Genomic DNA, 18,738 nt, shown 5'->3' with positions numbered 1-18,738 from the left:
CCCGGCTTGCGCGGGCTAGCGCGGTGGCAGACGAACGGTCTGCCACAACTAATTACGTATCTCGCCTTTACCTCCCGAATTCCCAACTATCCTTAAGCCCAGGCCATCCAAAACAGGGGAGAGCCGGTACACCGGCGCGCGGATCATCGGGAGTAGCTTTCGGAGTAGTTAGCTTCGAAAGAGTTCTGGGGGGTAAACAGCGACTGCCTGTTCGGTTGCTGCCAGCATCGACTGAGTGATCCGGCGTCGGCTCCACGTATCGAGCGAGGTGACGTCATGAGTATCTTTAGCCACTTCCAACAACGTTTCGAGTCCACACGCCAGGAAGAACTCTCGCTGCAAGAGTATCTGGAACTGTGCAAAAAGGACCGTAGCGCCTACGCTTCCGCCGCCGAGCGTCTGCTCCTGGCCATCGGTGAGCCGGAGCTGCTCGACACCTCGACCAATTCGAGGCTGTCCCGAATATTCTCCAACAAGGTAATCCGCCGCTATCCGGCCTTTGAAGACTTCCACGGGATGGAAGAATGCATCGACCAGATCGTTTCGTATTTCCGCCATGCCGCTCAAGGTCTGGAAGAGAAGAAACAGATCCTCTATCTGCTCGGCCCCGTCGGTGGTGGTAAATCGTCCCTGGCCGAAAAGCTCAAGCAACTGATGGAAAAAGTGCCCTTCTACGCGATCAAGGGCTCACCGGTATTCGAATCGCCTCTGGGTTTGTTCAACGCCACTGAAGATGGCGCAATCCTTGAGGAAGACTTCGGCATCCCAAAACGCTACCTCAACACCATCATGTCGCCTTGGGCGACCAAGCGCCTGGCTGAATTCGGTGGCGACATCAGCCAGTTCCGCGTAGTGAAACTCTACCCGTCGATCCTCAACCAGATTGCCGTCGCAAAAACCGAGCCTGGAGATGAAAACAACCAGGACATCTCGGCACTGGTGGGCAAGGTCGATATCCGCAAACTGGAAGAATTCCCACAGAACGACGCCGACGCCTATAGCTATTCGGGCGCACTGTGCCGGTCCAACCAGGGCCTGATGGAATTCGTCGAAATGTTCAAGGCGCCGATCAAGGTGCTGCACCCACTGCTGACCGCCACCCAGGAAGGCAACTACAACAGTACCGAAGGTCTGGGTGCGATTCCGTTTACCGGGATCCTGCTGGCCCACTCCAACGAATCGGAATGGCATACCTTCCGCAACAACAAGAACAACGAAGCGTTCATCGATCGGATCTACATTGTCAAAGTACCGTACTGCCTGCGGGTCAGCGACGAAGTGAAGATCTACGACAAACTGCTGTTCAACAGCTCGCTGGCGAAAGCCCATTGCGCGCCCGACACTTTGAAGATGCTCGCCCAGTTCACCGTGCTTTCTCGCCTGAAAGAGCCGGAAAACTCCAACATCTACTCCAAAATGCGCGTGTATGACGGCGAGAACCTCAAAGACACCGATCCCAAGGCCAAGTCGATCCAGGAATACCGCGATAATGCGGGTGTCGACGAAGGCATGAACGGTCTGTCGACCCGCTTCGCGTTCAAGATCCTGTCGAAGGTCTTCAACTTCGATCCTCACGAAATAGCCGCTAACCCAGTGCACTTGCTTTACGTGTTGGAACAACAGATCGAACAGGAACAGTTCCAGGCCGAAACCCGCGAGCGCTACCTGCGCTTTCTGAAGGAATACCTGGCGCCACGTTATATCGAATTCATCGGCAAGGAGATTCAGACCGCCTACCTCGAGTCTTACAGCGAGTACGGCCAGAACATCTTCGATCGCTATGTGCTGTATGCCGATTTCTGGATTCAGGACCAGGAATACCGCGACCCGGAAACCGGCGAAATCCTCAACCGCGTGGCATTGAACGAGGAACTGGAAAAAATCGAGAAACCGGCCGGAATCAGCAATCCGAAGGATTTCCGCAATGAAATCGTCAACTTCGTACTGCGCGCCCGTGCCAACAATAACGGCAAGAATCCGACCTGGCTCAGCTACGAAAAACTGCGGGTGGTCATCGAGAAGAAAATGTTCTCCAACACCGAGGACCTGCTGCCGGTCATCAGCTTCAATGCCAAGGCCAGCAAAGAAGACCAGCAGAAGCACAACGACTTCGTCACACGGATGGTCGAGCGGGGCTACACCGACAAACAGGTGCGACTGCTGTCCGAGTGGTACCTGCGGGTCAGAAAATCACAATAACCCGCTGCCGGTCAGACCGGTTGTCGTCAGCCCGAGGCCTGTTCACGCATTTTCTGTTACACAGGCCTCAGGAAGGTGTTCGAAAGTCGGTAGCGAGGTTCAGGCGGTATCCTCAGCGCTTGGGGGAGCGTGTACATCCCTTGGCACTTGGTTCGCGGCTGCTTGAGCGCTCGCCCCTTTCAGGACAGCTTCTAAGGAGCAGTCATGAGCTATGTGATCGACCGACGTCTCAATGGAAAGAACAAGAGCACGGTGAACCGTCAGCGGTTTCTGCGGCGTTACCGTGATCACATCAAAAAGGCTGTCGAAGAGGCGGTCAGTCGGCGCTCCATCACCGATATGGAGCACGGCGAACAAATCAGCATTCCCGGCCGCGACATCGACGAGCCGGTGCTTCACCACGGCCGTGGCGGCAAGCAGACCGTCGTGCACCCGGGCAACAAGGAGTTCACCAGCGGCGAGCACATTGCGCGCCCGCCTGGAGGCGGCGGTGGCAGAGGGCCTGGCAAAGCCGGCAACTCAGGTGAAGGGATGGACGAATTTGTCTTCCAGATCACCCAGGAAGAGTTCCTCGAATTCATGTTCGAGGACCTTGAGCTGCCAAATCTGGTCAAGCGTAACCTGACCGGCACCGACACCTTCAAGACCGTGCGTGCCGGGATCAGCAACGAGGGTAACCCATCACGGATCAACATCATCCGCACCCTGCGTTCAGCCCATGCACGGCGAATCGCCCTGTCAGGCAGCAGCCGCGCGAAACTGCGTGAAGCCAAAGACGAACTTCTGCGACTGAAACAGGAAGAACCCGATAACTTCGGCGATATTCAGGAACTCGAAGCAGAAATCGAAAAGCTGAGCGCGCGTATTCATCGCATACCGTTTCTCGACACGTTCGACCTCAAATACAACCTGCTCATCAAGCAACCCAACCCCAGCTCGAAGGCGGTAATGTTCTGCCTGATGGACGTTTCCGGCTCGATGACTCAGGCAACCAAGGATATCGCCAAGCGTTTTTTTATCTTGCTATACCTGTTTCTCAAGCGTAACTACGACAAGATCGACGTTGTGTTCATCCGCCACCACACCAGCGCCCGCGAAGTGGACGAAGAAGAATTCTTCTACTCCCGCGAAACCGGCGGGACCATCGTTTCCAGCGCCTTGAAACTGATGCAGGAGATCATGGCCGAGCGCTATCCGAGCAACGAGTGGAACATCTACGCCGCCCAGGCCTCCGACGGCGACAACTGGAACGATGACTCACCGATTTGCCGGGACATCCTGATCAACCAGATCATGCCATTCGTGCAGTACTACACTTACGTTGAGATCACCCCACGCGAACATCAGGCCCTGTGGTTCGAGTACGAGCGCATCGCCGAAGCCTTTTCTGACACTTTTGCCCAGCAACAACTGGTCTCGGCCGGAGATATCTATCCGGTCTTCCGTGAACTCTTCCAGCGCAGGTTAGTGACATGACCTCCAAAGAGCAGAAGCGCCAACCCATTTCCACCGGCTCCGAATGGACGTTCGAGCTGATCCAGGCCTACGACCGCGAAATCAGTCGTCTTGCGGCTCGCTATGCACTCGACACTTACCCCAACCAGATTGAAGTGATCACCGCCGAACAAATGATGGACGCCTACGCCTCCGTCGGCATGCCGCTGGGTTATCACCATTGGTCCTATGGCAAACACTTCCTCAGCACAGAGAAATCCTACTCTCGTGGCCAGATGGGGCTGGCCTACGAGATTGTGATCAACTCGGATCCTTGCATCGCTTATCTGATGGAAGAAAACACCATTTGCATGCAGGCGCTGGTCGTCGCGCATGCCTGCTACGGCCACAACAGCTTTTTCAAAGGTAATTACCTTTTCCGCACCTGGACCGACGCCAGCTCGATCATCGATTACCTGGTGTTCGCCAAGCAGTACATCATGCAGTGCGAAGAGCGCCACGGCATCGACGCGGTCGAGGACCTGCTCGACTCCTGCCACGCCCTGATGAACTACGGGGTCGACCGCTACAAACGGCCTTATCCGATTTCTGCCGAAGAAGAACGTCGCCGGCAGAAGGATCGGGAGGAACACTTGCAGAAACAGATCAATGATCTGTGGCGGACCATTCCAAAAGGCGCGGACAAGTACAGCGACAAGGACAACGCGCGCTTCCCCGCCGAACCGCAGGAAAATATCCTCTACTTCATCGAAAAACATGCGCCGCTGCTGGAGCCGTGGCAACGGGAAATCGTGCGGATCGTGCGCAAGATCGCCCAGTATTTTTATCCACAGCGCCAAACCCAGGTGATGAACGAAGGCTGGGCCACGTTTTGGCACTACACCCTGATGAACGACCTGTATGACGAAGGCCTCGTCACCGATGGCTTCATGATGGAGTTCCTGACGTCCCACACCAGTGTGGTCTTCCAGCCCGGTTTCGACAGCCCCTACTACAACGGCATCAACCCTTATACCCTGGGTTTTGCCATGTACCGCGACATCCGTCGCATGTGCGAAGAGCCTACGGAAGAAGACTACCGTTGGTTCCCGGAAATTGCAGGCACCGACTGGCTGTCGACCATCAAGTTCGCCATGAGCAGTTTCAAGGATGAGAGTTTCATCCTGCAGTATCTTTCACCCAAAGTGATCCGTGATCTGAAGCTGTTCAGCATTCTCGATGACGACCAGAAGGACGATCTGCTGGTCCCGGCGATTCACGACGAGGGAGGCTACCGGATCATCCGTGAAACCCTGGCGGCCCAGTACAATCTGGGCAATCGCGAACCCAACGTGCAGATCTACAGCATCGACCGGCGCGGCGACCGCTCTCTGACTCTGCGCCATCAGCAACACGACCGCAAACCGCTGGGAGAGTCCACCGAGGAAGTGCTCAAGCACCTGCACCGCCTCTGGGGCTTCGACATTCACCTGGAGACCCTGCAAGGGGATCAGGTGATGAAAACCCACCATGTTCCGCCCAGAGGTGAGCACAGTGAGGGCGATTACGGCCGCCTGGACCTGGCCGTCATCCATCTTTGATTCTGTTTGCGCCTCCGATGGCTCGACGCAACGGTTATCCTGTCGAGCTAACGGAGGTTTTTTATGCGGATCTATAAAGTCGGCGGTGCGGTACGCGATCGCCTGCTGGGCATACCTGTCACTGACATTGACCGGGTAGTGGTCGGCGCCACCACCGAGGAAATGCTGGCCCAGGGCTTTCGCCCGGTAGGCGCGGATTTCCCGGTGTTTCTTCATCCGAAAACTGGTGAGGAGTACGCCCTCGCCAGGACCGAACGCAAAAGCGGGCGCGGTTACGGCGGTTTCACTTTTCATGCCAGCCCCGAAGTGACCCTCGAAGAAGACCTGATTCGAAGGGACCTGACCATCAATGCCATGGCCGAGGACGATCAGCAGAAGCTGACCGATCCCTACCTCGGCCAGCGCGACCTTAAAGCGCGAATTCTTCGCCACGTTTCCCCTGCATTTGCCGAAGATCCGCTCAGGGTTCTTCGCGTTGCCCGCTTTGCCGCGCGTTATGCCGATTTGGGTTTCACAGTCGCTCCGGAAACGCTGGAGCTGATGCGCCAACTCAGTGAATCAGGTGAACTTGAAGCCCTGACGGCGGAACGGAGCTGGAAAGAAATTTCCCGCGCACTGATGGAAAACCAGCCACAGGTGTTCATTGAAGTGCTGCGTGCGTGTGGCGCGCTCAAGGTCTTGATGCCGGAAATCGATGCACTGTTTGGGGTGCCGCAACCGGAGGCACATCACCCGGAAATCGACACCGGCGCGCACATCCTGGGCGTGCTGGAACAAGCGGCGCGATACAAACAGCCGCTGACCGTGCGCTGGGCCGGCCTGCTGCATGACCTGGGTAAAGGACTTACACCCGAAGAGGAATGGCCACGGCACATTGCCCACGAGTTCAAGGGACTCAAGCTGATTAAAGCGGTTAACGAACGCTTCAAGGCACCGAGGGATTGTCAGGAGCTGGCGCTGCTGGTGGGCGAATATCACACTCATGGCCATCGGGCCCTGGAACTGAAGCCATCGACTTTGCTGGAGTTGCTGCAAAGTTTCGACGTTTACCGTCGACCGCAACGGTTCGAGGAGTTCATCGCGGCGTGCGAGATGGACGCCCGTGGACGCAAAGGCTTTGAACAGAAAGATTATCCACAGGCTGATTATCTGCGCGGAGCGGCGACTGCGGCTCGTAGCGTGGCGGTCCAGCCGTTGCTGGAGAAGGGATTTAAAGGATCTGATTTGGGTGAGGCGATAAAGCGTGAGCGCCTAAAGGCATTGAAGGTTTACAAGGAGGCGGCCTCAGCCTGAAGAGCTTCGCGGGCAAGCCTCGCTCCTACAGGTCAGCGCTCCTCTTTCGGCTGGCGCATATCCTGTAAGAGCGAGGCTTGCCCGCGAAGGCGGCAGCAGGATCACAACAAATTCGACGGTGTCAGCTGCTCACCACACCACTCAAACGCCACCGGCGCCAACACCTGATCAATCTGCGCGTCACTCCACAAAGCCGCAAAGCTTTTGCCTACACCAGGATGCACCCGATCCGGTGCAATCAGTGATAACGGCCACAACACAAAAGCATTTTTCAGAATTTCCGCCCGAGGCAGAGTCAATCCATCGAAGTTGCCCACCAGATCGCCAAACAACAGCACATCGATGTCCAGCGGCAAACCCTTGCGATCCGGGGCGTAGCGACCATTGTCCGCCTCGATGAATTTCAGCCGGCGATCCAGCTCCATCAGCGGCAGATCGGTGAATGCCGACACCACAAAATTGAAGAATGGTCCACTTTTGATCCCCACCGGCTGGCTTTCGAAGACCGGTGAGCAATGGATATCCACCAGAAAACCCGCCAAGGCATCCAGGCCGGCCCGCAAATGGGATTCGCGCTCGATATTGCTACCGAGCCCGAGGTATACCTGAGTCAGCGACATCCGCGCTCGATCTCCACACCCACGCCACCCGTAGCGGCAGGCACTGCACCTGGCTTGGTCAACTTGAGGCGCATCCAGGTGATCTTGAACTCGCTCATCAGCACCTCAACCAGGCGCTCGGCAAAGGTCTCGACCAGTTGATACTGCGCCTGCTCGGCAAAGGCCTGGATGCGTGACGAAACACTCGCGTAATCGAGCGCCAGGGTGAGGTCGTCGCCGGCGGCGGCCGGACGATTATCCCAGGCGAAACTCAGATCAAGTCGCAAGCATTGTCGGATGCCTCGCTCCCAGTCGTAGGCACCGATCACGGTGTCGACTTCCAGGCCCTCGATAAACACTCTGTCCAAGCACTTCTCTCCGCTACACGACAAGGGCGCATTGCGCCGTTAGAATCAGGGCGTCCTCGCCCGGAATAGTTAGCATGTTTTGGTTATTGGCGATCCTCGCCTACCTGCTCGGCTCTCTGTCCTTTGCCATTTTGCTCAGCCGCCTGACCGGAAACCCCGATCCGCGAATGAGTGGCTCGGGCAATGCCGGTGCCACAAACATGTTGCGCCTGGCTGGCAAGAAGCTCGCCATCCTGACCTTGCTCGGCGACCTCTGCAAAGGCCTGTTGCCCGTTCTGATCGCCGGTGTGGCTGGCCTTTCGCTACAGGATCAGGCCTGGATCGGCGTCTGCGCCGTCATCGGCCACCTGTTCCCGCTCTACTTCCGCTTTCGCGGTGGCAAGGGTGTCGCCACCGCTGCCGGGATGTTGCTGGGCCTGTATCCACCAGCAGCGTTGCTGGCAGTCTGCGCCTGGCTGCTGACATTCTACCTCACCCGTACCAGCTCGCTGGCCGCCCTGATCGCCACGCCGTTGACCTTGCCGCTGCTCGCCTGGCAAGAGCCCGCGGCACTGCTGCCCATGAGCACCCTCACGGGACTGATTGTCTGGCGTCATCGCGGCAATCTACGCGACCTGTTTGCCGGGCGCGAACGGCATTTTTAGATGCCGGACTTGAGCACCACTAATCACAATGGCGTCAACTGCTCCATCGGCCAGCGCGCCTGCACGCTGATCGCCAGACTTTCCTGCTGACCGGCCTGCAAGCGCTGGCAGCCGGCGAACGCGATCATTGCGCCGTTATCCGTACAGAACTGCGGACGGGCATAAAAAACATCGCCCTTCATGTCGCCGAGCATTTTTTCCAGAGAAGTGCGCAATGCCCTGTTGGCACTGACGCCCCCTGCGATCACCAGGCGCTTCATGCCGGCCGCTTTGAGGGCACGCTTGCACTTGATGGTCAAAGTCTCCACCACGGCCTGCTGGAACGCCAGCGAGATGTCGCAACGGGCTTGCTCACCGTCGTCCCCGGCGCTGACGCATTGTTGCCAGGTGTTCAATGCGAAGGTTTTCAAACCGCTGAAGCTGAAATCCAGACCAGGGCGGTCGCACATCGGACGCGGGAAGACGAAACGCCCTGCAACGCCCTGCTCCGCCAAACGAGCGATTTCCGGGCCACCCGGATAATTGAGGCCCATCATCTTCGCGGTCTTGTCGAAGGCTTCGCCTGCGGCGTCGTCCAGAGTCTCACCCAAAAGTGTGTACTGACCGATTCCGTCGACTTGAACCAGCTGTGTATGACCACCCGACACCAACAAAGCGACGAACGGAAACTCCGGTGGTTGCGACTCCAGCATGGGTGCCAGCAAGTGACCTTCCATGTGGTGTACGCCCAACGCCGGAATGCCCCAGGCAAAGGCCAGCGCCTGAGCGCAAGAAGCCCCCACCAACAAAGCCCCCACAAGGCCAGGACCCGCGGTATAGGCGATGGCGTCGATCTCGGTCGGCACACAGCCAGCTTCGGCCAACACCTGACGAATCAAGGGCAGCATGCGTTTGACGTGATCGCGCGAGGCCAGCTCCGGTACTACGCCGCCGTAGGCGCGGTGCAGGTCGATCTGACTGAACAGCGCGTCGGCGAGCAGGCCGCGCTCACTGTCGTAAAGTGCGACACCGGTTTCGTCGCAGGAGGTTTCTAATCCCAGTACTAGCATGGGTTTGCGCCTTGTTTAGGCTGAATTCGAAGGCGCGCATAATAGTCGTCGCGTGATGCCCCGACCAGCGGTTTTCGATCAGAGGCTTTGCATTCCGAGCGATGAGGGGTTAACATCCGCAACCCTTAAAAACCGACGTCTTCAAGTGCTCTTTTGCCGCGAGGATGTTGACCCCGGTAATGAATGAAGGTAGCTCTGGATGCCAGCCGTCAAAGTAAAAGAGAACGAACCCTTCGACGTAGCTCTGCGTCGTTTCAAGCGCTCCTGCGAAAAAGCCGGTGTACTGGCTGAAGTTCGTAGCCGCGAATTTTACGAGAAGCCAACTTCTGAGCGTAAGCGCAAAGCAGCAGCCGCTGTTAAGCGTCACGCCAAGAAAGTTCAGCGCGAACAGCGCCGCGCCGTTCGTCTGTACTAATACACAGACGATCGTAGCAAGCTTCTGCCAAGCCCGGCCCTCAGCCGGGCTTATGGCATTTGCGTAAAACGCTTGATGCTTCACTGTCGAAGCCGCAGACGCGACCGAGACAAAAATCTGCTTTACCGCGTCAGACCTGGCTCTTTTGCCAGCGGTGCACGTCTTTTCTGACGAGCCTTTCAAGGCTACTGACGAGCACACCCCACTGATTCCTCTCACGACGATCAGCCCAGGCATCTTTTGCGTGCCAAATTATGAGCTATCCGAGACCATTGACTGGTCGCAGCCGGATTCAGCGCAACACTTTCAAATAGTCGAATACTGATTGGAATTAACGTCAGTGGATTTTCGGCAGATACACTTCCCGATAGCGATTACGCAGACGACACTGGTCGAGCCGCACACCTTGCGCGCCTTACACAATGACCCGCGTTCGGCCGCCCTTCGATTCGGGTCCTTTTCAGCGCAGACGACGAGAACGCCATGGCCGGGCTAATTCCCCAGAGCTTTATTGACGACCTTCTGAACCGCACCGACATCGTCGACGTGGTCAGCTCGCGCCTGCAAATGAAAAAAGCCGGCAAGAACTACACGGCCTGCTGCCCATTTCACAAAGAGAAAACCCCGTCATTCAGCGTCAGCCCCGACAAGCAGTTCTATTACTGTTTCGGCTGCGGCGCCGGCGGCAATGCCCTCGGCTTCATCATGGATCACGACAATCTGGACTTTCCCCAGGCAGTCGAGGACCTGGCCAAAGCGGCCGGCATGGAAGTCCCAAGGGAAGAAAGCGGCCGCTCTCACAAGCCGCGCCAGCCAACCGATTCGCCGCTGTATCCGCTGCTGACAGCCGCATCCGACTTTTATCGGCAGGCGCTCAAGAGCCATCCCGCACGCAAGGCAGCGGTGGATTATCTCAAGGGCCGCGGCCTGACTGGCGAGATCGCCCGCGACTTCGGCCTCGGCTTCGCTCCGCCGGGCTGGGACAATCTGTTCAAGCACTTGAGCAGCGACACCCTTCAGCAGAAAGCCATGATCGACGCCGGCCTGCTGATCGAGAACGCCGAAAGCGGCAAACGCTACGACCGCTTCCGCGATCGCGTGATGTTCCCGATCCGTGATACCCGCGGGCGCATCATCGCCTTCGGTGGCCGAGTGCTCGGGGACGACAAACCGAAATACCTGAACTCACCCGAAACCCCGGTATTTCATAAGGGCCAGGAACTCTACGGCCTCTACGAAGCACGCAAGAACAACCGCAATCTCGACGAAATCATCGTCGTCGAGGGCTACATGGATGTCATCGCCCTGGCCCAGCAGGGGCTACGCAATGCCGTCGCGACCCTCGGCACCGCTACCAGCGAAGAACACATGAAGCGTCTGTTTCGCGTGGTGCCGAATGTGCTGTTCTGCTTCGACGGCGACCAAGCCGGCCGCAACGCCGCCTGGCGCGCGCTGGAAGCGACACTGACAAGCCTGCAGGACGGCCGCCGCGCACGATTCCTGTTCCTGCCAGAAGGCGAAGACCCGGACACCCTGATTCGCGCCGAAGGCACCGACGCCTTCCGCGCGCGGATCAATCAGCATGCGCAGCCGCTTGCGGATTACTTCTTCCAGCAACTAACCGAAGAAGCCGATCCACGGTCGCTCGAAGGCAAGGCCCACATGGCCACCCTCGCGGCGCCGTTGATCGACAAAGTACCCGGCGCCAACCTGCGCATTCTGATGCGCCAGCGCCTGACCGAGATCACCGGCTTGAGCAGCGAAACCGTCAGTCAGCTGGCCCATAGCGCGCCGCAGGAAGCGCCGCCTGCCTACGACCCGGGCATTGACTACGACGCAATGCCTGACTACAGCGACTACCATCAGCCGCAGGCACAGGAAATGTATGTGCTGCCGCAGGAATGGACGCCGAAGAAACCCGGCGCCGGCGGCAAGCAATGGGACAAGAAGCCCTGGGACAAGAACAGCAAACGGGGCGGTGATCGTGATCTACCCCGCGCACCAAGGGTGCCAGCTGCTGTAGAGCCCCCTACCCTGGCGGCATTGCGAACGCTACTGCATCACCCGCAATTGGCCGAGAAAGTCGAAGACGCCGGGCACTTTGCCGCCGAGGACCACACCAACACACAGCTGTTGGTGGCACTACTGGAAGCCGTACAGAAGAATCCCAAGCTAAACTCAATTCAGTTGATTGCACGCTGGCACGGCACGGAGCAAGGACGACTGCTCAAGGCGCTGGCGGAAAAGGAATGGCTGATTGACGGAGACAACCTTGAACTACAGTTTTTCGACACCATTACTAGCTTGTCAGCTCGTCAACGCGAGCGAAACCTGGAACAACTTCTTCGAAAAGCACGTCAAAGCGAATTGAGTGCCGAAGAGAAAAATCAACTGCGCGACCTTTTAAGTCGCAATGTTTCCGCATCAAACCCGACCTCAACTGGCGCGTGAGGTCATAGCTCAGGTATAATCCTCGGCTTGTTTTTTGCCCGCCAAGACCTTCAGTGGATAGGGTGTTATGTCCGGAAAAGCGCAACAGCAGTCTCGTATTATTGAGTTGATCAAACTGGGTCGTGAGCAGAAGTATCTGACTTACGCCGAGGTCAACGACCACCTGCCCGAGGATATTTCAGATCCAGAGCAGGTGGAAGACATCATCCGCATGATTAACGACATGGGGATCCCCGTACACGAGAGTGCTCCGGATGCGGACGCCCTTATGTTGGCCGACGCCGATACCGACGAGGCCGCTGCGGAAGAAGCAGCCGCTGCGTTGGCTGCGGTGGAGACCGATATCGGTCGCACAACTGACCCGGTGCGCATGTATATGCGCGAAATGGGGACGGTTGAGCTTCTGACTCGTGAAGGCGAAATCGAAATCGCCAAGCGTATCGAAGAAGGCATCCGTGAAGTGATGAGCGCAATTGCGCACTTCCCTGGCACGGTTGACCATATTCTCTCCGAATACACTCGCGTCACCACCGAAGGTGGCCGCCTGTCCGACGTCCTGAGCGGTTATATCGACCCGGACGACGGCATTGCGCCACCTGCAGCAGAAGTGCCACCGCCAATCGACGCGAAGGCCGCAAAAGCGGACGACGACTCGGATGACGAAGACGCCGAAGCCTCGGATGACGAAGAAGAAGCCGAAAGCGGTCCGGATCCGATCATCGCTGCGCAGCGTTTTGGCGCTGTTGCCGATCAGATGGAAATCACCCGCAAGGCCCTGAAAAAGCACGGTCGCCACAACAAGGCTGCGATTGCCGAGTTGTTGGCCCTGGCCGAGCTGTTCATGCCGATCAAACTGGTGCCGAAGCAATTCGAAGGCCTGGTCGAGCGTGTTCGCAGTGCCCTGGATCGTCTGCGTCAGCAAGAGCGTGCAATCATGCAGCTCTGCGTTCGTGATGCGCGTATGCCGCGTGCCGATTTCCTGCGCCAGTTCCCAGGCAATGAAATCGACGAAAGCTGGACCGATGCACTGGCCAAAGGCAAAAGCAAATACGCTGAAGCCATTGGTCGCCTGCAACCGGACATTATTCGTTGCCAGCAGAAGCTGACCGCGCTGGAAGCCGAAACCGGTTTGACCATCGCCGAGATCAAGGACATCAACCGTCGCATGTCGATCGGTGAGGCCAAGGCCCGCCGCGCGAAGAAAGAGATGGTTGAAGCAAACTTGCGTCTGGTGATCTCCATCGCCAAGAAGTACACCAACCGTGGCCTGCAATTCCTCGATCTGATTCAGGAAGGCAACATCGGTCTGATGAAAGCGGTAGACAAGTTCGAATACCGTCGCGGCTACAAATTCTCGACTTATGCCACCTGGTGGATCCGTCAGGCGATCACTCGCTCGATCGCCGACCAGGCCCGCACCATCCGTATTCCGGTGCACATGATCGAGACGATCAACAAGCTCAACCGTATTTCCCGTCAGATGTTGCAGGAAATGGGTCGCGAACCGACTCCGGAAGAGCTGGGCGAACGCATGGAAATGCCTGAGGACAAGATCCGCAAGGTGTTGAAGATCGCTAAAGAACCGATCTCCATGGAAACCCCGATCGGTGATGACGAAGACTCCCATCTGGGTGACTTCATCGAAGACTCGACCATGCAGTCGCCAATCGATGTTGCAACCGTTGAGAGCCTTAAAGAAGCGACTCGCGAAGTGCTGTCCGGCCTCACTGCCCGTGAAGCCAAGGTACTGCGCATGCGCTTCGGTATCGACATGAATACCGACCACACGCTGGAAGAGGTTGGTAAGCAGTTCGACGTGACCCGTGAGCGGATTCGTCAGATTGAAGCCAAGGCGTTGCGCAAGCTGCGCCACCCGACGAGAAGCGAGCATCTGCGCTCCTTCCTCGACGAGTGATCACAAAACCCCCGGCCCAGGCCGGGGGTTTTGCTTTATGCAGATTAAATCCCCCCGCTATGCCCCTCCCGCCGATTTGCCCGTCTACACTCGAAACATTCCCCGAGCCATAACGAGACCGTTATGCCCAGACTGCCGACCGTGCTTTTTTTGCTGTCGCTGATGACCTGGACCGCAACGGCTGGCGCGCTGACTCTTACCGACGAGGAACGTAGCTGGCTTGCGGCCCACCCGGACTTGCGCCTGGGTGTCGATGCGTCTTGGCCACCCTTTGAGTTTCGCGACGATCAGGGGCGTTACCAGGGCCTTGCAGCAGACTATATCAACCTGATTCGTCAGCGATTGGCCATCAAACTCACACCCATCGAGCCCGTAAGCTGGACGGTGGTGCTGGATCAGGCCAAACAAGGCAAGCTGGACCTGTTGCCAGGCATCATGTCGACTCCGGAACGTCAAGCTTACCTGTCGTTCACCCGCCCCTATCTGGACTTCCCGATTGTCATCCTGGCCCATGTCGGCGGTCCCCAACCGCGAAAAATCCAGGACCTGTACGGTCTGAAAATCGCCGTGGTGGAAAACTACGCACCCCATGAGCTGCTGCGTACCCACAATCCCGACCTGAATCTGGTGGCCCTGCCCAACGTCAGTTCGGCGTTGCAAGCGCTGGCCACCGATAAAGTGGACGCGGTGGTAGGCGATCTCGCCTCCAGCGTCTGGAGTTTGCGCCAGCTCAGGCTGGAGGGGCTGTATGTCAGTGGCGAAACCCCCTATCGCTATCAATTGGCCATGGGCGTTCCGCGGGACAACAAGATTCTCGTTGGGATTCTGGACAAAGTCCTGGCGGACATGACTCCAGCAGAAGTCAGCGCCATTCAGGAACACTGGGTCGGGAACGTCCTCGATCATCGAACGTTCTGGTCCGATCTGCTGGTCTATGGCCTACCGGGACTACTGCTGCTGATCATCGTGCTGGCCGTGGTAATCCGGATCAACCGCCGTTTGAGCTCTGAAATTGCCCGCCGGGTCGATCTGGAGCAAGAACTGCGCAGCAGCGAATATCACTACCGCGGACTGGTGGAGAGTCTGTCAGCCATCGCCTGGGAAGCGCGAATGAGCGACTTCACCTACAGCTATGTGTCGCCACACGCCGAGGATTTGCTCGGTTACCCCCTCTCTCACTGGCTGATTCCAGGCTTCTGGCGCAACATCATTCACCCAGCCGACCTCACCCGCGCGCAAAATTTTTGCGATCACGAAGTGTTGGCCGGACGCGATCACAGCCTCGACTACCGGGTCATCACCGCTGATGGGCGTTGCTTGTGGGTCCGCGATATCGTCAGCCTGATCGAGCACGGCCATGAGCCGGTAATGCGCGGGCTGATGATCGACATCAGCGAGGCCAAGCGCACCGAAGAAGCCCTGCGCTTGTCGGAACAGAAATTTGCTTCGGTGTTCCAGCAATGCCCCGACATTCTGGTCATTGCGCGTCTCTGCGACGGCTGCCTGCTGGAGGTCAACGAAGCGTTCGAAGAACAGATCGGCCTCAAGGCCGAAGACGTCATCGGCCAGACTGCCACCAACCTCAACATCTGGGGCATTCCCGGTGTGGGGCCGGGTTTGTTGCAGCGTCTGCAGGCCGGCAGCATTCGCAACCTGGAGATGCCCTTTCGCCGCAGCAATGGCCAAGTGTTTACCGGCCTGATCTCGGCAGAACCCTTCGACCTCGACACAACCCCGGCGCTGGTGGTGGTTGTGCGCGACATCACCCAGCTCAAGGAAACCCAGCAGCAACTGCAAACCTCCGAAGAGAAGTTCGCAAAGGCGTTCCACGCCTCCCCGGACGGCTTGCTGCTGTCCCGGCAGAGCGATGGCTTGCTGTTGGAAGTCAACGAAGGTTTCAGCCGCATCACCGGGTTCAACAGTGCGATGTCGGTGGATCGCTCGGCGCTGGATCTGGGGATTTGGGTCAACCTCAACGAACGCAAACAGATGCTTGACCTGCTGCACCGCGATGGCTTCGTCCGTGACTTCAGTTGCCATATCCGCCGCAGCGACGGGCAAATTCGGCTCTGCGAAGTATCCAGTCGTCCACTGCCGATCGGCGAAGAAGACTGCATGCTGACCATCGCCCGGGACATCACCGAGCGCCACCTGATGCAGGAAAAACTGCAACAGGCCGCTACGGTATTCGAGAGCACCGCCGAAGGCGTATTGATCACCGACACCCAGCAACACATCAGCGCCGTCAACCGTGCGTTTACCGAGATCACCGGCTACAGCGAAAGCGAAGCGCTGGGCCATACCCCGCGCCTGCTTGCCTCGGGCCTGCATGACAGCGCGTTCTACGCCGCCATGTGGCATCAACTGACCGCCGAAGGACACTGGCAAGGCGAGATCTCCAACCGGCGCAAAAATGGCGAGCTGTACCCGAGCTGGCTGACCATCAGCGCAGTGCGCAACCGGGATAGGTTCATCACCCACTTTGTGGCGGTGTTCGCTGACATTTCGAGCCTCAAGCACGCTCAAGCCAAACTCGACTACCAGGCCCACCACGACCCGCTGACCGGCCTGCCAAACCGCACGCTGTTCGAAAGCCGTTTGTTGACCGCACTCAACACCCAGAGAGAAAACGGAGGCCAGGGCGCGGTGCTATTCCTTGATCTGGACCGCTTCAAACACATCAACGACAGCCTCGGCCACCCGGTCGGCGACCTGCTGCTAAAGGGAATTGCCGTACGACTCAAGGAACAATTGCGCGATATCGACACCGTGGCTCGCTTGGGCGGCGACGAGTTCATCATCTTGCTACCTGGCTTGCAGCAACCCAGCGATGCCGACAACATTGCCACGAAGCTGCTCAATTGCTTCACCGCACCGTTCCAGGCGGGTGAGCACGAGTTTTTCATCAGTTCCAGCATCGGCACCAGCCTTTATCCACAGGACGGCTGCGACGTGGCCACGCTGATCAAGAACGCCGACGCGGCGATGTACCGTTCCAAAGCCAAAGGCCGTAACCGGGTCGAAAGCTATACCTGCGACCTCACCGCGCAAGCCAGCGAACGCGTAGCGCTGGAACACGAACTGCGACGCGCCATTGAGCGCAATGAGCTGCACCTGTGCTACCAACCGAAGATCAGCCTCCACGACTATCGCCTGGTGGGTGCCGAGGCGCTGATCCGCTGGCGCCACCCGACCTTTGGCGACGTGCCGCCGGAACACTTCATTTCCCTGGCCGAAGAAAACGGCATGATCCTGCAAATCGGCGACTGGGTGCTGGAGACCGCCTGCCGGCAAATGCACGAGTGGAACAAATCCTACGTGGGCCTTGGCCCGCTGTCGGTCAACCTCGCGGGCGCTCAATTGCGCCAGCCGAACCTGCTCGGGCGCATCGAGCAATTACTCAAGGACTACCGCCTCAAACCCGAATTCCTACAACTGGAAATCACCGAAAATTTCATCATGAGCCAGGCGGAAGAAGCGTTGAGTGTGCTGCATCAACTCAAGCACCTTGGTGTTCAATTGGCGATCGATGACTTCGGTACCGGTTACTCGTCCCTGAGCTACCTCAAACGCCTGCCACTCGACATACTCAAGATTGACCAGTCTTTCGTTCGCGGTTTGCCGGATGATCCCCACGACGCCGCCATCGTGCGCGCCATCATCGCGCTCGGCCGCAGCATGCAATTCACTGTTATTGCTGAAGGCGTGGAGAGCCAGGCACAGCAGCAATTTCTGGCCTTTGAGGGTTGTGAACAGATCCAGGGCTACATCGTCAGTGTGCCTCTGCCCCCGGACGAATTCGCCGCGACGTTTCTTCGTACAGCCGTATTGGATTTTTCGGATAGCACAGCCGCGAAACCGTCGCTATAATCCGCGGCCTACTGAGGGCCTATAGCTCAGTTGGTTAGAGCAGAGGACTCATAATCCTTTGGTCCACGGTTCAAGTCCGTGTGGGCCCACCAAACAAGAAAGCCGCGCAATGCGCGGCTTTTTCGTGTCTGACTGTTCAGTTGGCAAAGTTCTCGATCTTTACCTGTCCCTCAGGAAAGGTTGCGATGATTTCCAGCTCACCGCCCATGGCGCGGATATAGTTGCGTAGCGTGCTGATGTACATGTCAGTACGTCGCTCCATCTTGGAGATAGCGGCCTGATTGACATGTAGTGTCTTGGCCAGCGTGTCCTGACTCAATGCCTGGGCCTGACGCAACTCGTGCAGCGGCATTTCTGCCCGCAGCTTCTGGTGCAGAGCGTCCACACGCGCTTGAGACTCAGGAGAGCGCCGCGCCACCAAATCAGCAAATTTTTTAGCCATTGTCACTGCCCTCTTTCTTCAATGTTTCCAAGTGCTCGTCGTATAGACGTTCGGCCAACGGTACATGCTCCAGATACCAACGATCCTGACCGGTTTTGTCACCACCGATCAGCAGGATTGCACAGCGTCGCGGATCAAAGGCATACAACACACGGTAAGGCTTGCCAGCGTGCTGCACCCGCAACTCACGGAGGTTGCCATGCCGCGACCCTTTGATATCGCTGGTGTATGGAAATCCCAAGTGCGGTCCATCATCGCCCAACATCATGACCGTGGCCTGGACCGAGTCCTGTTCAGCGTCGTTGAGGCGATTCCACCAGGCTTCAAACTCATCGGTATATTCAACGTCCCATTTCATACAAATATGCCACCAAAGGAATATAACCTCAAAGGAATAAATGTATGAGTTCCAGTGGATGGACGACTACCCTGATTCCGGCGGCATTTGTTAACGATGA

14 protein-coding genes and 1 tRNA gene are annotated in these 18,738 nt (G+C 57.7%); 10 read left to right on the top strand and 5 right to left on the bottom strand.

What is annotated here, in order from left to right; genetic code table 11:
• Positions 1–276 precede the first annotated feature (276 nt).
• The 4 genes from CES87_RS03380 to CES87_RS03365 all read left to right on the top strand — a co-directional run bounded on the left by CES87_RS03380 (position 277) and on the right by CES87_RS03365 (position 6,527).
• A complete protein-coding gene (locus CES87_RS03380) occupies positions 277–2,199 on the top strand; it encodes a PrkA family serine protein kinase (RefSeq protein WP_128604955.1) in 1,923 nt (640 codons plus the stop codon).
• A gap of 204 nt (positions 2,200–2,403) precedes the next feature.
• Positions 2,404–3,675, top strand: coding sequence for a YeaH/YhbH family protein (locus CES87_RS03375; RefSeq protein WP_128604954.1), 1,272 nt, complete (start codon positions 2,404–2,406; stop codon positions 3,673–3,675).
• The gene (locus tag CES87_RS03370) at positions 3,672–5,234 is read left to right on the top strand and encodes a SpoVR family protein (protein ID WP_128604953.1); all 1,563 of its coding nucleotides are present in this window, start codon (positions 3,672–3,674) and stop codon (positions 5,232–5,234) included. The genes CES87_RS03375 and CES87_RS03370 overlap by 4 nt, the downstream gene beginning before the upstream one ends.
• A 63-nt stretch (positions 5,235–5,297) precedes the next feature.
• Positions 5,298–6,527: a multifunctional CCA addition/repair protein gene (locus CES87_RS03365; protein ID WP_128604952.1), complete on the top strand. Its 1,230-nt coding sequence runs from the start codon at positions 5,298–5,300 to the stop codon at positions 6,525–6,527.
• 101 nt (positions 6,528–6,628) lie between these two features.
• On the opposite strand, the gene folK is transcribed toward CES87_RS03365, so the two are convergent.
• Entirely contained in the window at positions 6,629–7,147 is a 519-nt protein-coding gene (folK, locus tag CES87_RS03360; protein WP_128604951.1) for a 2-amino-4-hydroxy-6-hydroxymethyldihydropteridine diphosphokinase, read from the bottom strand.
• Positions 7,138–7,494, bottom strand: coding sequence for a dihydroneopterin aldolase (gene folB / locus CES87_RS03355; protein WP_015097071.1), 357 nt, complete (start codon positions 7,492–7,494; stop codon positions 7,138–7,140). Before folB ends, folK begins: the two co-directional genes overlap by 10 nt.
• Before the next feature lie 74 nt (positions 7,495–7,568).
• On the opposite strand from folB, the gene plsY reads away from it, so the two are divergent.
• On the top strand, positions 7,569–8,138 hold the full coding sequence (gene plsY / locus CES87_RS03350) for a glycerol-3-phosphate 1-O-acyltransferase PlsY (RefSeq protein ID WP_128604950.1): 570 nt from the start codon (positions 7,569–7,571) through the stop codon (positions 8,136–8,138).
• A 23-nt stretch (positions 8,139–8,161) separates the two neighbouring features.
• Here plsY and tsaD read toward each other — a convergent pair whose 3' ends face one another.
• The gene (tsaD, locus tag CES87_RS03345; protein WP_128604949.1) at positions 8,162–9,187 is read right to left on the bottom strand and encodes a tRNA (adenosine(37)-N6)-threonylcarbamoyltransferase complex transferase subunit TsaD; all 1,026 of its coding nucleotides are present in this window, start codon (positions 9,185–9,187) and stop codon (positions 8,162–8,164) included.
• Positions 9,188–9,386: 199 nt separating this feature from the next.
• On the opposite strand from tsaD, the gene rpsU reads away from it, so the two are divergent.
• The 5 genes from rpsU to CES87_RS03320 all read left to right on the top strand — a co-directional run bounded on the left by rpsU (position 9,387) and on the right by CES87_RS03320 (position 17,930).
• The gene (rpsU, locus tag CES87_RS03340) at positions 9,387–9,602 is read left to right on the top strand and encodes a 30S ribosomal protein S21 (protein WP_002551877.1); all 216 of its coding nucleotides are present in this window, start codon (positions 9,387–9,389) and stop codon (positions 9,600–9,602) included.
• 483 nt (positions 9,603–10,085) lie between these two features.
• Entirely contained in the window at positions 10,086–12,053 is a 1,968-nt protein-coding gene (gene dnaG / locus CES87_RS03335; protein WP_128604948.1) for a DNA primase, read from the top strand.
• A gap of 67 nt (positions 12,054–12,120) precedes the next feature.
• Positions 12,121–13,968, top strand: a complete 1,848-nt coding sequence (gene rpoD / locus CES87_RS03330; protein WP_128604947.1) for an RNA polymerase sigma factor RpoD — start codon at positions 12,121–12,123, stop codon at positions 13,966–13,968.
• A 123-nt stretch (positions 13,969–14,091) separates the two neighbouring features.
• The gene (locus tag CES87_RS03325; RefSeq protein WP_128604946.1) at positions 14,092–17,838 is read left to right on the top strand and encodes a bifunctional diguanylate cyclase/phosphodiesterase; all 3,747 of its coding nucleotides are present in this window, start codon (positions 14,092–14,094) and stop codon (positions 17,836–17,838) included.
• Positions 17,839–17,853: 15 nt separating this feature from the next.
• A tRNA-Ile gene (locus CES87_RS03320) sits at positions 17,854–17,930 on the top strand.
• Positions 17,931–17,974: 44 nt separating this feature from the next.
• On the opposite strand, the gene CES87_RS03315 is transcribed toward CES87_RS03320, so the two are convergent.
• Positions 17,975–18,280 carry an XRE family transcriptional regulator gene (locus CES87_RS03315; RefSeq protein WP_033056226.1) on the bottom strand — a complete coding sequence of 102 codons (306 nt, stop codon included), beginning with the start codon at positions 18,278–18,280 and terminating at the stop codon, positions 17,975–17,977.
• Positions 18,273–18,638 (bottom strand): type II toxin-antitoxin system RelE/ParE family toxin, encoded by a 366-nt coding sequence (locus tag CES87_RS03310; RefSeq protein ID WP_128604945.1) that lies wholly within the window; start codon positions 18,636–18,638, stop codon positions 18,273–18,275. Before CES87_RS03310 ends, CES87_RS03315 begins: the two co-directional genes overlap by 8 nt.
• Positions 18,639–18,738: the final 100 nt, after the last annotated feature.

Source organism: Pseudomonas sp. ERMR1:02 (genome assembly GCF_002277815.1).
Taxonomy (GTDB): Bacteria; Pseudomonadota; Gammaproteobacteria; order Pseudomonadales; family Pseudomonadaceae; genus Aquipseudomonas.
Note: the sequence above shows the minus strand (reverse complement) of the source record. Positions and strands in the feature narration are given on the sequence as shown.